This window comes from Mycolicibacterium grossiae, from assembly GCF_008329645.1.
GTDB lineage: Bacteria > Actinomycetota > Actinomycetes > Mycobacteriales > Mycobacteriaceae > Mycobacterium > Mycobacterium grossiae.
Genome location: NZ_CP043474.1, coordinates 1,886,161 through 1,903,142 on the forward strand (window position 1 = coordinate 1,886,161; position 16,982 = coordinate 1,903,142).

General features: G+C 72.4%; 21 protein-coding genes. 13 read left to right on the forward strand and 8 right to left on the reverse strand.

The features are described from left to right. Positions 1-30: 30 nt before the first annotated feature. Complete coding sequence (locus FZ046_RS09005; protein ID WP_070356374.1) at positions 31-675, forward strand: hypothetical protein; 645 nt, start codon at positions 31-33, stop codon at positions 673-675. On the opposite strand, the gene FZ046_RS09010 is transcribed toward FZ046_RS09005, so the two are convergent. Continuing rightward, the gene (locus tag FZ046_RS09010; protein WP_070356373.1) at positions 635-826 is read right to left on the reverse strand and encodes a ferredoxin; all 192 of its coding nucleotides are present in this window, start codon (positions 824-826) and stop codon (positions 635-637) included. The two genes, FZ046_RS09005 and FZ046_RS09010, sit on opposite strands and share 41 nt — an antisense overlap. After that, on the reverse strand, positions 823-2,043 hold the full coding sequence (locus FZ046_RS09015) for a cytochrome P450 (protein ID WP_070356372.1): 1,221 nt from the start codon (positions 2,041-2,043) through the stop codon (positions 823-825). Before FZ046_RS09015 ends, FZ046_RS09010 begins: the two co-directional genes overlap by 4 nt. Before the next feature lie 78 nt (positions 2,044-2,121). On the opposite strand from FZ046_RS09015, the gene FZ046_RS09020 reads away from it, so the two are divergent. Next, positions 2,122-2,388 (forward strand): hypothetical protein, encoded by a 267-nt coding sequence (locus FZ046_RS09020; protein ID WP_070356371.1) that lies wholly within the window; start codon positions 2,122-2,124, stop codon positions 2,386-2,388. On the opposite strand, the gene FZ046_RS09025 is transcribed toward FZ046_RS09020, so the two are convergent. After that, complete coding sequence (locus tag FZ046_RS09025; RefSeq protein ID WP_070356377.1) at positions 2,378-3,184, reverse strand: alpha/beta fold hydrolase; 807 nt, start codon at positions 3,182-3,184, stop codon at positions 2,378-2,380. The genes FZ046_RS09020 and FZ046_RS09025 overlap by 11 nt on opposite strands. 11 nt (positions 3,185-3,195) lie before the next feature. Next, entirely contained in the window at positions 3,196-5,220 is a 2,025-nt protein-coding gene (locus FZ046_RS09030; protein WP_149484234.1) for an MMPL family transporter, read from the reverse strand. A gap of 98 nt (positions 5,221-5,318) precedes the next feature. Here FZ046_RS09030 and FZ046_RS09035 point away from each other — a divergent pair, with 98 nt between their 5' ends. Further along, positions 5,319-5,831 (forward strand): MarR family winged helix-turn-helix transcriptional regulator, encoded by a 513-nt coding sequence (locus FZ046_RS09035; RefSeq protein WP_070355711.1) that lies wholly within the window; start codon positions 5,319-5,321, stop codon positions 5,829-5,831. A 3-nt stretch (positions 5,832-5,834) separates the two neighbouring features. Here FZ046_RS09035 and FZ046_RS09040 read toward each other — a convergent pair whose 3' ends face one another. Further along, a complete protein-coding gene (locus FZ046_RS09040; RefSeq protein WP_070355688.1) occupies positions 5,835-7,427 on the reverse strand; it encodes a Na+/H+ antiporter in 1,593 nt (530 codons plus the stop codon). Between the two features lie 33 nt (positions 7,428-7,460). Between FZ046_RS09040 and FZ046_RS09045 the strand changes: the two genes are divergently transcribed. The 6 genes from FZ046_RS09045 to FZ046_RS09070 are packed head-to-tail and all read left to right on the forward strand — an operon-like array spanning position 7,461 to position 11,419. Then, positions 7,461-7,802: a UBP-type zinc finger domain-containing protein gene (locus FZ046_RS09045; protein WP_070355689.1), complete on the forward strand. Its 342-nt coding sequence runs from the start codon at positions 7,461-7,463 to the stop codon at positions 7,800-7,802. Between the two features lie 21 nt (positions 7,803-7,823). Further along, positions 7,824-8,912: an ATP-grasp domain-containing protein gene (locus FZ046_RS09050; protein ID WP_070355690.1), complete on the forward strand. Its 1,089-nt coding sequence runs from the start codon at positions 7,824-7,826 to the stop codon at positions 8,910-8,912. Then, on the forward strand, positions 8,909-9,352 hold the full coding sequence (locus tag FZ046_RS09055) for an Rv0361 family membrane protein (protein ID WP_070355691.1): 444 nt from the start codon (positions 8,909-8,911) through the stop codon (positions 9,350-9,352). The genes FZ046_RS09050 and FZ046_RS09055 overlap by 4 nt, the downstream gene beginning before the upstream one ends. Before the next feature lie 19 nt (positions 9,353-9,371). Beyond that, positions 9,372-9,785, forward strand: coding sequence for a rhodanese-like domain-containing protein (locus FZ046_RS09060; protein WP_070355692.1), 414 nt, complete (start codon positions 9,372-9,374; stop codon positions 9,783-9,785). Further along, positions 9,782-11,005: an O-succinylhomoserine sulfhydrylase gene (locus FZ046_RS09065; protein WP_070355693.1), complete on the forward strand. Its 1,224-nt coding sequence runs from the start codon at positions 9,782-9,784 to the stop codon at positions 11,003-11,005. The genes FZ046_RS09060 and FZ046_RS09065 overlap by 4 nt, the downstream gene beginning before the upstream one ends. Next, the gene (locus FZ046_RS09070; protein ID WP_070355694.1) at positions 11,006-11,419 is read left to right on the forward strand and encodes a hypothetical protein; all 414 of its coding nucleotides are present in this window, start codon (positions 11,006-11,008) and stop codon (positions 11,417-11,419) included. A gap of 4 nt (positions 11,420-11,423) precedes the next feature. On the opposite strand, the gene FZ046_RS09075 is transcribed toward FZ046_RS09070, so the two are convergent. After that, positions 11,424-12,281 (reverse strand): SDR family oxidoreductase, encoded by an 858-nt coding sequence (locus FZ046_RS09075; protein WP_070355695.1) that lies wholly within the window; start codon positions 12,279-12,281, stop codon positions 11,424-11,426. Positions 12,282-12,441: 160 nt separating this feature from the next. Here FZ046_RS09075 and FZ046_RS09080 point away from each other — a divergent pair, with 160 nt between their 5' ends. The 3 genes from FZ046_RS09080 to FZ046_RS09090 are packed head-to-tail and all read left to right on the forward strand — an operon-like array spanning position 12,442 to position 14,390. Further along, a complete protein-coding gene (locus FZ046_RS09080; RefSeq protein WP_070355696.1) occupies positions 12,442-12,945 on the forward strand; it encodes a GNAT family N-acetyltransferase in 504 nt (167 codons plus the stop codon). Further along, positions 12,942-14,063, forward strand: a complete 1,122-nt coding sequence (locus FZ046_RS09085; RefSeq protein ID WP_070355697.1) for an LLM class flavin-dependent oxidoreductase — start codon at positions 12,942-12,944, stop codon at positions 14,061-14,063. The genes FZ046_RS09080 and FZ046_RS09085 overlap by 4 nt, the downstream gene beginning before the upstream one ends. 33 nt (positions 14,064-14,096) lie before the next feature. After that, a complete protein-coding gene (locus FZ046_RS09090; protein WP_070355698.1) occupies positions 14,097-14,390 on the forward strand; it encodes a hypothetical protein in 294 nt (97 codons plus the stop codon). A gap of 10 nt (positions 14,391-14,400) precedes the next feature. Here the strand turns inward: FZ046_RS09090 and FZ046_RS09095 are convergent, their stop codons facing one another. Continuing rightward, positions 14,401-15,135 carry a class I SAM-dependent methyltransferase gene (locus FZ046_RS09095; RefSeq protein WP_083298535.1) on the reverse strand — a complete coding sequence of 245 codons (735 nt, stop codon included), beginning with the start codon at positions 15,133-15,135 and terminating at the stop codon, positions 14,401-14,403. Between the two features lie 14 nt (positions 15,136-15,149). Continuing rightward, positions 15,150-15,878, reverse strand: a complete 729-nt coding sequence (locus tag FZ046_RS09100) for an MBL fold metallo-hydrolase (protein WP_070355699.1) — start codon at positions 15,876-15,878, stop codon at positions 15,150-15,152. Between the two features lie 89 nt (positions 15,879-15,967). Here FZ046_RS09100 and fgd point away from each other — a divergent pair, with 89 nt between their 5' ends. After that, the gene (gene fgd / locus FZ046_RS09105) at positions 15,968-16,978 is read left to right on the forward strand and encodes a glucose-6-phosphate dehydrogenase (coenzyme-F420) (protein WP_070355700.1); all 1,011 of its coding nucleotides are present in this window, start codon (positions 15,968-15,970) and stop codon (positions 16,976-16,978) included. Positions 16,979-16,982: the final 4 nt, after the last annotated feature.

A 16,982-nucleotide genomic window follows, 5' to 3' on the forward strand; every position in this document is an offset into this window, starting at 1 on the left:
CGCCGGTGCCCGGCGTGTGACCATGACGCCATGACCGGCCCCCACCCCGTCCGCGCACGGGACCGCCACCTCCGCAGGCTCAGCACGCCGCGCGCGGCAGCGCTGGCCGGCGTGGCGTTCGCGGTGCTGTTCGGCGCCGTCCTGGTCCTGCTGCGACTCGCCTCGTCCGACGACGGCACGCTCCGGCTCGCCACGGTCCTGATGCCGTTCGCCGGCATCGCGTTCCTGTGGTTCATCGGCGTGATCCGGGACGGCCTCGGCGCGCTGGAGGACAAGTTCTTCTCGTCGGTCTTCCTCGGCAGCGGTCTGCTGTTCCTGGCGATGTCGTTCGCGTCCGCCGCGGTGATCCGGGGTGTGCTGGCGGCGCGGGACGCCGCCGGTGGTGTCGCGTCGGACGATCTGCACGCGTTCGGTCTGGGGATGGCGACGACGCTGGGCAGCACCTACGCGCTGCGGATGGCGGCGGTCTTCATGATGTCGCTGGCCACGATCTGGCTGAAGACCCGGCTGATGCCGACGCCGTTGATCGTCGTCAGTTACGCGGCGGCGCTCGCCGTGCTGCTGGCCGTCGACGTCAGCCCCTGGATGACCGTGACGTTCCCGGTCTGGGTGCTGATCGTCAGCCTGGCGATCCTCACTCGGCGAGCCGCAGCGCCGACGCCGGACACAGCGTGACCGCGTCGCGGGCCCTGCCCTCGGCGCCCTCGGGGACCTCCTCGGCGAGCACCACCACGATCCCGTCGTCGTCCTGGTCGAAGACGTCCTCGGCGGCCATCACGCAGTTGCCCGCGGAGACGCACAGCTCGCGATCGGCGTGGACCCTCACCACGTCACCGCCAGCGCGCGCAGCCCGTAGATGAAGTGGTATTCGCGGAAGGCGACGTGCTCGACGTCCTCGGCCACGGCGAGGCTGGGGAAGCGGCGGAACAGCGCGGGCCAGGCGATGCGCATCTCCATCCGGGCGAGCGGGGCGCCGAGGCAGTGGTGCACGCCGTGCCCGAACGCCAGGTGGCCGGGTGCGCCCCGCCGCACGTCGAGAACGTCGGGCGCTGAAACGAATTCGGGATCGCGGTTGCCCGCGGGCAGCGACGCGAACACCAGCTGGTGCGCCGGGATCGTGACACCCGCCAGCTCCACCTCCGTGGTGGTGATCCGCGGGATCGACGTCTGCACGATCGACAGGAACCGCAGCAACTCCTCGACGGCCGGCCCGACGGCGTCCGGGTCGTCGCGCACCGCGGCGAGCTGATCGGGGTTCCGCAGGAGCGCCAGTGTGCCCAGTCCCAGCATGTTCGAGGTGGTCTCGTGACCGGCGAGCAGCAGCAGCCCGGCGATGCCGACGAGTTCGTCGTCGGTGAGGTCGGCGCCGTGCTCGCGCACCAGCATCCCGAGGATGTCCTCGCCTGGTGCCCGGCGGGCCGCGGACACCAGCGAGCGCATGTAGTCGCGGCTCTCGCGCGCCACCTCCATCCGCTCGGGCATCGGCAGCGAGAGGTCGAGTTGCAGTGCGGCGCGGCGCTGGAAGTCCCCGCGGTCGGCATAGGGGACGCCGAGCAGCTCGCAGATCACCAGCGACGGGATCGGCAGCGCGAACGACTCGACGAGGTCGACCGGCGGGCCGGCCGCGGCCATGGCGTCGAGGTGGTCGTCGACGATCTCGGTGATCCGCGGCTCCAGCCGCCGGATCCGCCGGATCGTGAATTCCGGGGTGAGCATCCGGCGCAGCCGTTGGTGTTCGGGCGGATCGAGCCCCAGCAGGTTGCCGGCGCGCTGCTGTTCCTGCTCCTGGGCGGACACCTGCGGGGAGCCGGGCACGACGAACCCCGGGGGACGCGCGTTCGAGAAGTGCTCGTGGTCGGCCAGCATCGCCTTGACGTCGTCGTGGCGGGTGACGAGGTACACCTGCATGCCGAAGGCGTTGACGACGGTCGTGACGCCGGATTCGGCGCGCAGCCGGCCCAACTCCGGGGTCGGGTCGAACGCGTCGCGGCGCATGTGGACCGGCGGCCGAGGGAGCGGCTCCGCGGTGGTGGCCTGGGTCATGTCTTCGACGGTACCGACGACACCGGGGGACCCTCCCGGAGCGGCGTATCGTCGCTTTCAGGATCCGAGGAGAGCACGTTGACGACCTTCCGCCGGCTCGTGGCCGCCACGCTCGGCGTGGCCGTCCTCGCCACCGCGCCGGTCGCGGCGGCCGACGACGGCAGCCGGCGCGACCCCGGGTACAACGGCGCGCCCACCGTGCGGTCCGGCGGTCCGGTCCCGACGATGAACGGCGTGCCGTGCGTCGGCGGGCACCTCGGGACGTGCACCGGATTCGCGCAGAATCAGCCCGACCGCCCGGCGCCGCGCGCGAGGATCGGTGGCACGCCGACCATCAGGCCCTGACGAGGAAGTCCTCGATCAGACGGTTCACCAGCGGCGGATCCTCGAGCGCCGCGAGGTGCGCGACGCCGTCGAGCACGACGAACGCCGCGCCGGCGATGGCGTCGGCCATCGCCCGTGTCTCGGCGGTGTCGAACGTGGCGTCCTCGGCCCCGGCGACGACGAGCACGGGCGTGCGGACGGCGGCGAGCAGCGCCCGCTGGTTGGGCCGGCGGGGGACGACGCTGCGCACCGCCCAGGCACTCGAGCCGACGTCGACGGCGCGGGCGGCGTCGCGCACGGCGGCGACGACGGCGGGCCGGGTGCGCAGCGACGTCGGGCCGAGGAAGGCCCTCAGCACCGATCCGGTCAGCGGTCCGCGGATGCCGCCGAGCGCCTTCGCGGCGGCGAGCAGCGCGCCGTATTCGACGCGCTGCCGGCGGCCCGCGGCCGAGGCCGTGCAGTTCATCAGCACGCACCGGCCCACGCGGTCGGGGTGCTCGGCGGCGAACGTGCCGCCGATCATGCCGCCCCAGGAGTTGCCGACGACGTGCGCCCACGACAAGCCCAGCGCGTCGAGTACGTCGACGATGGTGTCCGAGCACTCGGTGAACGTGAACGGCGCTCGCAGCGGGGCACTTTCGCCGTGGCCGGGCGGGTCGATCACCACCACCCGGTGGGTGGCCGCGAAGTGGGCGGCCTGGGCGGCCCACATGTCGCCGGTCATCAGCAGGCTGGGCCAGAAGAGGATCGCCTCGCCGTCCCCGCCGACGCGTACCCGCAGCCGGCCCAGGGTGGTGTCGATCGCGTGTTCCTCCACGGTCGCCGACGTTAGCGCCGCGCGTGCAGCGCCGGCCACCAGATGCGCGGACCTATCAGTGCCCACAGCGCCGGGATGATCACGGTGCGCACCAGGAACGTGTCCAGCAGGATGCCGAGGCCGACGATGATGCCGATCTGGGTCAGCACGATGAGGGGCAGCACGCCGAGCACGCAGAACACCGCCGCGAGAACGATGCCCGCGCTGGTGATCACCGCACCGGTCGCCGACACGGCGCGCACGATGCCCTCGCGGGTGCCGTGCTCCGGGGTTTCCTCGCGGGCGCGGGTGACCAGGAAGATCGTGTAGTCCACACCGAGGGCGACCAGGAAGAGGAACGCGAACAGCGGCGTGGTGGCGTCGAGCGCCGGAAAGCCGAACGCGTGCACGCTGACCCAGCTGCCGAGTCCGAGCGCCGCCAGCGCACTGAGCACCGTCACGCCGACGAGGATCAGCGGCGCGAAGGCCGCGCGCAGCAGGACGTAGAGCACCACCAGCACGACGAGCAGGATGGCAGGCACCACGACGCGCAGGTCCCGGTTCGCGGCCGCGCGGGCGTCGCGCGCCGACGCATCCGAGCCACCCACCAGCGCCCCGGGGTCGGCGGCGTGCACCGCCTCACGCAGGGCGTCGACGGTCCGGAACGCCGCGTCCGAGGCGGGCGGCGCGTCGAGTACCACCGACCACTGCGTCAGCCCAGATGGCGACCGGCCGGCCGGGGTGGCCGACACCACGCCGGGCGTCGACGTGATCGCCTGCCCCACGGCGTCATCCGCGGCGGAGGCGGCCACCACGCGGGTGGGGTCGGTCAGGCCGCTGGGGAAGTGCCGGGCCAGGGTCTCGTAGCCGGCGACCGACTCGGCCCGCACCCGGAACTGCTCGGTCTGCGACAGCCCCACCGGCGTGCCGAGCAGACCGAGGGTGAGCCCGGCCAGCACGACGATCGCGACGCCCGCCACGACGGCGGGCCGGCCGGCGACCCACGACGCGACGCGGTGCCACGCCCCGGTGGTGGTGATCCGGCGGTCACCGGTCCGCGGGATGAACGGCCAGAACAGCTTCGTGCCGCAGACCGACAGCGCGGGCGGCAGGACCAGCAGGACGAACGCCGCTGCGACCACCAGCCCGGCGGCCGCCTGCACCCCCAGGCTGCGGGTGCTGGGCGACGTCGCCAGCAGCAGTGTCAGCAGCGCGAGCACCACGGTGGCGTTGCTGGCGACGATCGCCGGCGCGGCCTGACGCAGCGCGGTGCGCAACGCCGCCCGATGGTCGGCGATCGCGCCGAGTTCCTCGCGGTAGCGCGAGATGAGCAGCAGCGCGTAGTTGGTGCCCGCGCCGAACACCAGCACGCTGGTGATGCCGGAGGTCGACCCGTCGGGGGTGGTGCCGACGGCGGTCGCCACCGCCGCGCCCAGCACCGAGCCCACCCGGTCGGCCAGGGCGATGACGAGCAGCGGCACCAGCCACAGCACCGGCGACCGGTAGGTGACGATGAGCAGCAGCGCGACGACCGCGGCGGTGACGGCGAGCAGCGTGACGTTGGCGCCGCTGAACGAGTTGGCGATGTCGGCGCCGAAGGCCGGCCCGCCGGTGAGCTGGGCACGCAGGTCGTCGGGCAGCCCATCGCCGGCTGCCGAGCGCAGCGCGGTCACGGCGTCGTCGAGGGCGAAGCCGGACAGCCCGCCGCGCAGTGGCACGGTCGCCACGACGGCCTGGCCGTCCCGGGAGACGGCGCTCGGCGGCGCGCCCGGTCCGATCCCGGCCGCCTCGATCACCCGGGTGCGGGCGGCGTCGGCGGCCGCGAGGTCGGCCGGGGTCAGCGGCCGCTCGTCGGCGCGGGTCACCACCAGGATGGCCGGCACGGCGTCCCCGCCGGGAAACGCGGCGCGTGTGCCGTCCGCCCGGGCCGACTCGGAGGTCGACGGCACCGCCACCGGGGACTGCTCGGCGGCACTCGACGAGCCGATCAGGACGAGCGCCGCCACACCCGCCAGCACGACGAGCAGCGCCACGATGCGCGACGTTCGTTCGGTCACGACCACGAATATTTCAGTTTTCTAAGCAATACGCAACCGCGCTCGGGCGGCAGCCGCCTATGCTGGGCCGGGTCCACTCCGGCGCATGGGAGGCCCCGATGGTCGACGCAACGCCTCCCTCGTCCCGTGCGGAGCTCGAGGACCGGATCTACGCCGACCTGCGGGAGATGACCGCGGAATCGGACTGGGTGGCGCGCGCCTTCGCCGACCAGCACGACGTGTCGGCCAACGAGTTTCGGGCTCTGCTGTTCGTCATGGTCGCCGAGACCTCGGGACACCGCCTGACGGCCGGTGACCTGCGACGGCAGATGGGTCTGTCCGGCGCCGCCATCACCTACCTGGTGGAGCGGATGACCGAAACCGGCCACCTGCGCCGCGAGGTCGATCCGCGCGACCGGCGCCGGGTGATCCTGCGTTACGCCGACCACGGGCTCGAGGTGGCCCGCGGGTTCTTCTCGACGCTCGCCGCGCACAGCCACGACGCGCTGACCGAGTTGCCCGACGAGGACCTCGCGGCCGCCGACCGGGTATTCGGCGCGCTGGTCGGCGCCATGCGGCACTTCCGCTCGGAGCTGCCCTCGACGATCGGCGACGCCGTCGGTCCCGGGTGAGCGTCAGTCCCGGTTGAGGGTCGCCTCTTCCAGGTCCAGACCGCGCAGCATGGTGCGCAGCACCTCGTCGTCGATGGTCCCGGCATCGCGCTGGGCGATGAAGGACTGCCGTTCGGCCTGCAGCATCGCCAGCCGCAGCCGCCGGAATGCCGCCGCGGGGCTCTCCTGGCCGATCTCCTCGTCGCTGCGGCCCAGCTCCTCCCACGCCGCCTGGCTGCGCCGCTCGTTCCACGCGCGCAACGCCTTCGGCGTGTACTCGTGGATTGCGCCGGGTTTCGCCTTGGCCAGCAGTTCGTCGAGGCGGTCGGCGGCCGCCTGCGTCGCCTTGGTCTGCGCTGCGGCCGCGGCGACGGCGTCGCGGTGCAGGTCGTCGCCCGGCACGTCGAGGACCCGGATGAGCCACGGCAGCGTCAGGCCGTGCAGCAGCAGCGTGCCGACCACCACCACGAAGGTGAGGAACACCAGCTGCGGTCTGCCGGGGAACTCCGCGCCGTCCAGCGTCGTCAACGGCACCGCGAACGCCGCCGCCAGCGACACCACGCCGCGCATCCCGGCCCACGCCACGATGAACACCTGTGCCGGCGAGGGCCGCGGCTCACGGGTGCGGATGCCGCGCGACATCGCGCGCGGCAGATAGGTGAAGGCGTACATCCACGCGATGCGCACCGCGATCACGGTGGCCAGCACCGCCACCGACGCCGTCGCCAGCGTCGCCGCGGAGATGCCGGCCAGCTCGCCGACCACCGTCGGAAGCTGCAGCCCGATCAGCAGGAACGCGAAAGATTCGAGCACCAGCTGAATGGCCCGCCACACCGCCTGGTCCTGCAGCCGGGTGGCGTACGACGCCCGCGTCGAGCGCTGCCCGAGGATCAGTGCGGCCACCACGACCGCGATCACGCCCGAGCCGTGGATCTGCTCGGCGAGGAAGTACACGAAGAACGGCGCCACCAGTCCGATGGCGCTCTCCACCAGCGGGTCGCCGAGCCAGAACCGGACGTGGTCGATCAGCCAGCCGAGCGCGCCGCCCACCAGCACCCCGCCCGCCGCGGCCAGCGCGAAGGTCCCCAGTCCACTCGTCCACGTCGCGGCGGTGCCGATCGCCGCGGCGAGCGCCACCTTATAGGCCGTCAGCGCGGTGGCGTCGTTGAGCAGGCTCTCCCCGCCCAGCAGCGTCATGACCCGCCGCGGCAGGCCGAGCCGGCGACCGATCGCCGTGGCGGACACGGCGTCCGGCGGCGCCACGATGGCCCCGAGCGTCAGCGCCGCGGCGACGGTCAGCTCCGGCACGGTGTGGAACGCCACGACGCCGACGGCGAACGTCGTCGCCAGCGGCAACCCCACGGCCAGCAGGCCGATCGGGCGGACGTTCTTGCGCAGCGCGACGTAGCTGCTCTCCAGCCCCGCCGACCACAGCAGCGGCGGCAGGATGACGAACAGCACCAGTTCGGGCTCGAGTTCGATGGCGCCGATCCCGGGGATCAGGCCGGCCGCCAGTCCCGCCACCACCAGCGCGAGCGGCGCGGAGACGTCGTAGCGGCGGGCGATCGCGGCCAGCAGCACCGAGGCCACCAGGACCGCGAGGAGTGCGGGACCCATGTCGTCTACCTCCCTCGTCCTATCCTGATCAGCATGCGGAGGAGAACGCGCCGGCGCGAGACGGAGTCCGCGCCGCCCTCGTCCTGCGACCACCTGGCCGAGCTGGCGACACGGGCCGACCCGGAACCGCAGACCCCCGGCCGGTGCCAGGGATGCCGCGAACTCGGCGAGACTACCTGGGCGCACCTGCGGATGTGCCTCACGTGCGGCCACGTCGGGTGCTGCGACTCGAGCCCGCACCGGCACGCCACCGCCCACTTCCACGAGTCGGGCCACCCGGTGATGCGGTCGGTGGAGCCCGGCGAGAGCTGGCGGTGGTGCTACGTCGACGTGCTGGTGGACACCACCAGCACGGGAGATGCCCCGCAACCGTGAGGTCTGGCAGGGTGGCAGGCGATGACTGACACGACCGGGGGAGCGACCGCGGCGGCGCCGTCCACCGTGCTGCTGATCGGTGCCGCCGGGCCGGGGTCGGACCTGTGGCTCGCGTTCGAGCGGCTCGGCGCCGAGGTGAGTTCCGCCGACCCCGCCGGCGGCGCCGAGGCCATCACGGCCCGCATCGCCACCGAGCGGCCCTCGTTGGTGGTCGCCGAGTCGGCCGACGTGCCCGCCGAGGTCCTCATCACCGCGGCCGAGACCGACGGGGTGGAGGTGTTCCCGACGCCGCGCAGCGCGCGACTGTCGGTGGACCGCGAGGGCCTGCGCAAGCTGGCCGCCGACGAGCTGGGGTTGCCGACGGTGCCGTTCTGGTTCGCCGGATCGGCCGCCGAGTTGGACGCCGTCGCCGAGCATGCGGGGTTCCCGCTGCTCGTCTCGCCGGTCGTGGGCGACACCGCCGAGGGCCGGTCCATCCTCACCCGCCGCGAGGACGTGCCTGCGGCGTGGCAGCGGGCCACGGCGGGGACCGGCCGGGTGATCGCCGAGACCGTCGTCGAGATCGACGACGAGGTCACGCTGCTGACGGCACGCTCGATCGGGCCGGCGGGCCCCGCCGTGGCGTTCTGCGAGCCGATCGGCCACCGCCGCACGGCCGACGGCCCGCTGGAGACCTGGCAGCCGCACCAGATGTCGCCCGCAGCACTGGATGCGGCGCGCTCGATCGCGGCGCGAATCGTGAACTCGCTCGGCGGACGGGGGGTGTTCGGGGTCGACCTGCTGGTGCGTGGTGACGAGGTGTACTTCTCGCACGTCCGGCCGCGCCCGGAGGAGGTGGGCCTGCTGACGTTGCGCTCGCAGCGGCTGTCCCAGTTCGAACTGCACGCCCGCGCCATCCTCGGCGTCGCGCTCGACACGATCATGATCTCGCCGGCCGCGGCCGAGGTGCTCGACGCCCGCCCCGCAGGCCCACGCGGCGAGGCGTTCGCGGTGCCCGAGAGCGACGTGCGCGTCCTCGACGGCACGACCCTGGCGGTGGCGACGGCGCCGGACGTGGTCCGCGCCCGTGACCGCGCGCACCGCGTCTCCGCCGCCCTGCGGGCGCCGTGAGCGACCCGGACCCGGACCCGGACCGGCCGACCATCGCGCCGTTCCTCGGCGCGCTGGCGATCATCGTGCTCGTCGTGATCGGAATCGTGGTCTTCCATGCGCTCGGCGACGACGGACCGACGCCCGAGCAGGACGTCAACCGCGCCGCCGTCGCGCAGAACGACGCGCTGCAGCGCGCGAACTACGCCGACTTCGTGACGTTCACCTGCGCGGCCGAGCGCGGTACCGAAGCCGACGTGCTTGCCCGACAACGGGATTCGGTGGCCAAGAAGGGCGAGCGCTACGTCGACGGCTTCGCCGACGTACGCATCGACGGCGACCGCGCGACGGCGGCGGTGACCTACCACTTCGACGAGGCGCCCGACGATTCCGTGCGGGTCGACATGACGTTCGTCCGGGAGGGCGGCGCCTGGAAGGTGTGTTCACCCGGTCCCAGCTAGGTGTGACAGACTCGCGCACGTGAGCTACGCGGGAGACATCACGCCCGAAGAGGCGTGGAAGCTGCTGTCGGACAATCCCGACGCCGTGCTCGTCGACTGTCGCACGGAGGCCGAATGGCGCTTCGTCGGGGTCCCCGACACGTCCTCGCTCCGGCGCGACGTCGTGTACGTCGAGTGGAACCGCACCGACGGCAGCCACAACGACGGCTTCGTCGACGACCTGGTGGCCTCCGGCGTCACGCCCGGCGAGCGTCCCGTCGTGTTCCTCTGCCGCTCCGGAAACCGGTCGATCGGCGCGGCCGAGGCCGCCACCGAGGCCGGAATCGTCCCGTCGTTCAACGTGCTCGACGGCTTCGAGGGCAACCTGGACGCCGACGGGCACCGCGGCACCACCGGCTGGAAGGCCGTCGGCCTGCCGTGGCGGCAGTCATGAGCGAGCCCCAGCAGCCCGACGTGCCGTCGGTCCGGATCCCCGCACCGCTGCCCGACGGCGTCAGCCAGGCCACCATCGGGGTGCGCGGCGGACTCCTGCGGTCCGGCTTCGAGGAGACCGCCGAGGCGCTGTACCTCACGTCCGGATACGTCTACTCCTCGGCCGCCGACGCCGAGAAGGCGTTCACCGGCGAGATCGACCGGTACGTCTACTCCCGCTACGGCAACCCGACGATCTCGATGTTCGAGGAGCGGCTGCGGCTGATGGAGGGCGCAGACGCGGCCTTCGCGACCGCCACCGGCATGGCCGCGGTGTTCACCGCGCTCGGCGCGCTGCTCGGTGCCGGCGACCGCCTGGTGGCGGCGCGCAGCCTGTTCGGGTCGTGCTTCGTGGTGTGCAACGAGATCCTGCCGCGCTGGGGCGTCGAGACGGTGTTCGTCGACGGCGACGACCTCGCGCAGTGGGAGGAGGCGCTCTCCGTTCCCACCCAGGCGGTGTTCTTCGAGACGCCGTCCAACCCGATGCAGTCGCTCGTCGACATCGCCGCGGTGTGCGAGCTGGCCCACGCCGCGGGCGCGAAGGTGGTGCTGGACAACGTCTTCGCGACGCCGCTGCTGCAGCAGGGCATCCCGCTGGGCGCGGACGTGGTCGTCTACTCGGGCACCAAGCACATCGACGGCCAGGGCCGCGTCCTGGGCGGGGCCATTCTCGGCGAGAAGGACTTCATCGACGGCCCGGTGCAGAAGCTCATGCGCCACACCGGTCCGGCCATCAGCGCGTTCAACGCCTGGACGCTGCTGAAGGGTCTGGAGACGCTGGCCGTCCGGGTCGACTACTCGAACCGCTCGGCCCAGCGCGTGGCGGAGTTCCTGGAACGTCAGCGCGGGGTGGACTGGGTGAAGTACCCGTTCCTGCCGTCGCACCCGCAGTACGACCTCGCCACGCGGCAGATGTCGGGCGGCGGCACCGTCGTCACGTTCGCACTCGACGGCGGCAAGCAGCGCGCCTTCGAGGTGCTCGATCGGCTGCGGGTCGTGGACATCTCCAACAACCTCGGCGACGCCAAGAGTCTCATCACCCACCCGGCCACCACGACGCACCGCGCGATGGGCCCGGAGGGGCGCGCGGCGATCGGGCTCGGCGACGGGGTGGTGCGCATCTCGGTCGGCCTGGAGGGCACCGAGGACCTCCTCGCCGACCTCGACCAGGCGCTCGGCTGAGTGTCGAGGTCCAGCTCGGCGAAGAAGGCGCGCCGGCGCAAGCGGGTGGCCTCGCGCAACGCGCGCTGGGTGCCGTCGGACGTGCACGCCGACCTCAGCACGGTGGAGGCGCTCGACGCTCAGTTGACCGGCCGCGGTTGGGAATTCGACGAGGAGTACTCCACCGACGAGTTCGTCACGTGGTTCTACCCGCCGTCGGCCGCCGAGTTCGATGACGAGGAGACCGAGCCCGTCACCCGGATCTGGGTCACCGACGTGCGGCGGCCCCAGGTGATCCTGGTCGGCTCCACGGCGTCCGACGCCGCGTACGGCCTCGACGCCGATGGCCTGGACGCCGACGATCCCGAGGCGGACCTCGCCGGAGCCCTCGCCGAGATCGAGGGCTACCGGGCGGGCGATCCGCGGCCGTTCTGAGGCGTCAGCCGCTCTTCTCGACGACGCCCTGGGCGGCGCGGGCGCGGTCCTCGTAGCTCTGCCGCGCGGTCTTGTCGAAGTCGAGGAACGCGCGGTCCAGGCCGAGCTTGCGGTTCATCCAGCGGCGTCCGCGCGGTCCGAGCATCGACGCGGCGGCGGCGGTGAAGCGCAGTGGCGGCGGCACCGAGACGTGGGTCTTCGGCTTGTCGAGCGTCTTGACGATGGCGGCGGCGATCTGTTCGGGCTCAACGGGTTTCGAGCCGGGCGTCTCGGCGGTGCCGGAGATCAGCTGGGTGTTGGTGAACGGCGGCATGATGACCGAGACGTCGACGCCGTGGGGCGCCATCTCGTCGGCCAGCGCCGCGGACAGGCCCACCACCGCGAACTTCGCGCCGACGTAGACCACCTGGCCCGGCAGCGGGATCATCCCCGACAGCGACGCGATGTTGATGACGTGTCCGCGGCGGCGCTTGACCATCTCCGGCAGCACCAGCTGGCAGCCGGTCAGCACGCCGTAGAAGTTCACCTCGATCGACGAGCGGATCGACTGCTCGGACTCCTCGAGGAACGGGCCGATCGGCATCACGCCGGCGTTGTTGATCAGCACGTCGATGTGCCCGGCGCCGTCGGTGCGCGCCTTGTCCAGGAACGTCTCGAACGACTCGCGGTCGGTGACGTCGAGCGGATAGCCCGTGACCTGCCCGTAGCGTCCGAGGGCCGTCACGGCGGTCTCGAGCACCGCCACGTCCCGGTCACCGATGACCACGCGGGCACCGCGGGCCAGCAGCGCCTGCGCGGTGGCGTAGCCGATGCCGCGGGCGGCGCCGGTGATCGCGATGGTCCTACCCCTGATGTTGTCCATGCGGCGGAACTTTACACCTGTCAAGTTCGGTGCGGAAACCACCGGTCGCCGACCCGGGCGCGTTCGGCTCGTGTTGAGTGGAACGTGCCCACGCGGAATGCCGAGTCCTCCGATGCGTTGCACCTTTGCGTGAGCGCCCGAGTGTGGTGGTGTCGTGGTGATGAGTGAAACCGCCTCCCGCCAGCCGATCTTCGTCGCCGTAGGCCAGGACGACCCGCTGGCCGCACCCCTGCTCGCCGAATTGGCGGTCGAGTACGCCACCCGCTACGGCGGCGCCGTCGAGCGCGTCGACCGCTGGCTGCGCAGCTATCCCGCGGCGGAGTTCGCACTACCGTCGGGCGGCATGCTGGTCGGCGTACACGACGGCGTCCCGGTCACCGGTGGGGCGTTCCGCCGCTTCGATCCCGAGACCGCCGAACTCAAGCGGATCTGGACCGACTCGCGGTACCGCAGGCGCGGCTACGCCCGCCGGCTGCTCGCCGCGCTGGAAATCGAGATCGCCGCACGGGGCTACCGGCGGATCTTCCTCACCACCGGCGACCGCCAGCCCGAGGCCGAGGCGCTCTACCTCGCCACCGGCTACCGCCGGCTCGACGAACCGCTGCAGCCCGAGGACGGCGACACCGAGGTCTACCCGGTGGCGTTCCTGAAGGAGCTGGCGTGAGCGTCCCCCTCTCCGTCCTCGACCTGTCACCGATCAGCGCCGGCAGCGACGCGGCGACCGCGTTGCGCAACACCGTCGACCTCGCCCGGCATGCCGAGCGGTGGGGATACCGGCGCTACTGGGTGGCCGAGCACCACTTCGCGGCCGTGGCCGGATCCGCGCCTGCGGTGCTGATCGGCCAGATCGCCGCCGCCACCGAGCGGATCCGGGTGGGCGCCGCGGCCGTCCAGCTCGGGTTCACCACGGCGGTCGCGACGGTCGAGGCCTTCGGCACCATCGACGCGCTGCACCCCGGCCGCATCGACCTCGGCGTCGGCCGCAGCGGGCAGCGTCGCCGCGAGGCCCTCGCCCAGCGCGAGCCCGGCGAGTCGACACCGCGGCCCGCCGCCGAGTGGCGCGAGGTCGACGGGGTGGTGGTGCCGGTCCCGTTCGACGTCGCCGCGCTGATGCGCGATCCACGACTGCGGGCCCGCATGGCCGCCCTGCAGCAGCCCGGCGCGCAGGCCCCCGACTTCGCCACCCAGGTGGACGACATCCTGGCGATGCTCGACGGCGACTACGCCACCGACGGCCACCGGACCGACGTCGTGCCCGGTGAAGGAGCGTCGTTGCGGCCGTGGGTGTTCGGCAGCAGCAAGGGGCGCAGCGCCGAGGTCGCCGGGTCACGGGGACTGCCGTTCGTCGCCAGCTACCACATCACGCCGGCCACCGCGCTCGACGCCGTCGACGCCTACCGCGCGGCCTTCCGGCCGTCCGCCGCGCTCGCCGAGCCGTACGTCGTGGTGTCCGCCGACGTCGTGGTGGCCGACGATCACGACACCGCGGTGCACCTCGCCTCGAGCTACGGGCACTGGGTGTACTCGATCCGGGCGGGCGGCGGCGCGGTGCCCTATCCCGACCCGGACACCGTCGCGCCGCTGACCGCGGAGCAGACCGCGCTCACCCGGGACCGCACTGCGACGCAGTTCGTGGGCGACCCCGACGAGGTGGCGCACCGGCTGGAGGCGCTGCGCCGGGTGACCGACGCCGACGAACTGGTCGTCACCTCGGTCACGCACCGGCACGCCGACCGGCTGCGCTCGCACGAATTGCTGGCCCGCCGCTGGCACCACCGGTGAGCGGCGGCCGGCCGGCGGCTACGCTCGACCAGCGTGTCGACGCAACTCGTGGTGGGGTGGCTGCTGCTGCTGGCCGCCGTGCTGGTGTTCGTCGGTGCCTTCGTGGTGCGCGCGCTGCTGGGCCGCACCCGCGACACCGGCGTCGTGCGCCGCGGCATCCGGGCGCTGCGGGCCACCGTCGTGGGCCGGGTGCTGTTCGGGCCGGTCGCCGGTGACGCCCTGGACGACGAGGAACTCGACCAGATGGTCCTGATGCCCGCGCTCACCGTGTCCTGCGGGCTGGTGCTGACTTCGATCTTCCTGCTCGGCTACGCGATCCTCACCTGAGCCGGCGGCCTCACCCGAGGGTCCCCACCACCGCCAGCGACCGGTTGACGGCCGCGACGCCGTCGTCGGGGATCAGGGCCAGCAGCCGCGCGCGCAGCTCGTCGCGGTCGGCCGCCGGCAGCGTCAGCACGTTGGAATAGGTCGTCACCATGTCGACCCACTGTTCGGCGCCGTAGTGCAGGTCCTCGACCACCTCTCGGTGCTCCACGGCGAACCCGGCACCGGTCAGCAGGCCGTCGAGTTCCGGACTAACCTCCAGACCCGCCGACGGCCGCTGCCAGTCGTCGAGCAGCCCGGCGTAGGCGCGGTCGAATTCCGCACGGGTGGGTCGCACCGAGGTGATCCGGTTCCACAGCAGCGCCAGCCGCCCTCCGGGGTCCAGCACGCCGGCGACCGCCGCGACGGCGGGTTCCGGGCGCACCCAGTGAAACGACTGCGCGAACACCACGAGGTCGAAGCGCCGTCCGCCCGGCTCCCACTCCTCGAACGTCGCCACCTCGACCGCGATACCCTTGGCCGCGGCCAGTTCGGCCATCTGCGGATCCGGTTCCACGGCCAGCACGTCGGCGCCCGCCTCGGCGAGCTGCACCGACGCGATGCCGGTGCCGGCGCCCACGTCGAGCACGCGCAGCCCGGGCCGGTCGACGAGATGCGCGATCACCTCGCGGGGGTATCGCGGCCGGTGGTCGTCGTAGCGGGCCGCCGCAGCACCGAAGGACCCGGCGCGCCGGCGGTCGTCGTGCAGCGGTGACCGGTCGGTCACCGCGCGGCCTGCTCGGCCGCCGCGCGGATCGGGCCGCGCCACACCGGGCCGTGGCCGGGCAGCATGACGTCGGTGTCGAGCAGGCCCAGCGCCGCGAGGCTGCGCACGCACGCCGCTTGGTCGTGGTTGAACAGCCCGGGCAGCAACTGCGGCCCCGACACGGTGGACACCGGGTGGGCGGTCACCAACGCGTCACCGCTGACCAGCACGCCGTCGACGACGTAGGAGCAGTGCCCGCCGGTGTGGCCGGGCGTGGGGATCGCCATCGGGGTGCCGGGCAGTGCGGCCGCCACCTCCTCGGTGAGCGCGTGCGCGGTGGGGATGCCGTCGCGCACCAGGGCGCCCTTGCGTCCGATGGTCGCCGACCACCGGGCGTAGCGGGGCCGCCACATCTTGGCGGCGAGGTCGCGCAGCGAAACCTGCTCGAGATACTCGCGGTGCGCGTGGCCCACTTCGTGGGCGTGGCAGAACACCGGCGTGCCATGGGTTTTCGCGAACCAGATCGCCGAACCCATGTGGTCGACGTGGGCATGGGTCAGCAGGATCGCATGCACGTCGTCGATCCCGAAGCCGAGTTCGCGCACCGACGCGACAACCTCGTCGCGGTGGCCGGGGAATCCTGCGTCGATGATCACCACGCCGCTGCCGTCGCTGACCAGCGTCCAGTTGACGAGGTCGGTCCGGGCGAAGAACACGGAATCGGTGATGGCTTCGAGGGCCGCCATGCGCGCGAGTCTATCGACTACGGGGGAATACTCCGCGCACCCCGAGGGGTAGAAAGAGACGAACGCCGTCGACATCGAGGAAGTGGGACATGCCGGAACTCAAGCTGGGATACAAGGCGTCGGCGGAGCAGTTCGCCCCGCGTGAGCTGGTCGAGCTGGCCGTGGCGGCCGAGGAGCACGGCATGGACAGCGCCACGGTGAGCGACCACTTCCAGCCGTGGCGTCACGAAGGCGGCCACGCACCGTTCTCGCTGGCGTGGATGACGGCCGTCGGTGAGCGCACCAAGCGCCTGGTGCTCGGCACGTCGGTGCTGACCCCCACGTTCCGGTACAACCCGGCCGTCATCGCGCAGGCGTTCGCCACGATGGGCTGCCTGTACCCGGACCGCATCTTCCTCGGCGTCGGCACCGGCGAGTCGCTCAACGAGATCGCCACGGGCTACGAGGGCGAGTGGCCGGAGTTCAAGGAGCGCTACGCCCGCCTGCGGGAGTCGGTGCGCCTCATGCGCGAGCTGTGGCTGGGCGACCGCGTCGACTTCGAGGGCGAGTACTACCACACCAAGGGGGCGTCGATCTACGACGTGCCCGAAGGGGGCATCCCGATCTACATCGCCGCCGGCGGTCCGCAGGTCGCCAAGTACGCCGGGCGCGCCGGTGACGGCTTCATCTGCACCTCGGGCAAGGGCGAGGAGCTGTACAAGGACAAGCTCATCCCGGCGGTCAAGGAGGGCGCGGAGGCGGCCGACAAGGACCCCGACTCAGTCGATCGGATGATCGAGATCAAGATCTCCTACGACACGGATCCCGAACTGGCGCTGGAGAACACCCGGTTCTGGGCACCGCTGTCGCTGACCTCGGAGCAGAAGACCAACATCCACGACCCGCTGGAGATGGAGAAGGCCGCCGACGAACTGCCGATCGAGCAGGTCGCCAAGCGGTGGATCGTGGCGTCGGATCCCGACGAGGCGGTGGAGAAGGTCAAGGACTACGTCGACTACGGGTTGAACCACCTGGTGTTCCACGCGCCGGGCCACGATCAGCGCCGCTTCCTCGAACTGTTCCAGTCCGACCTGGAGCCGCGGCTGCGCAAGCTCGGCTGATTTG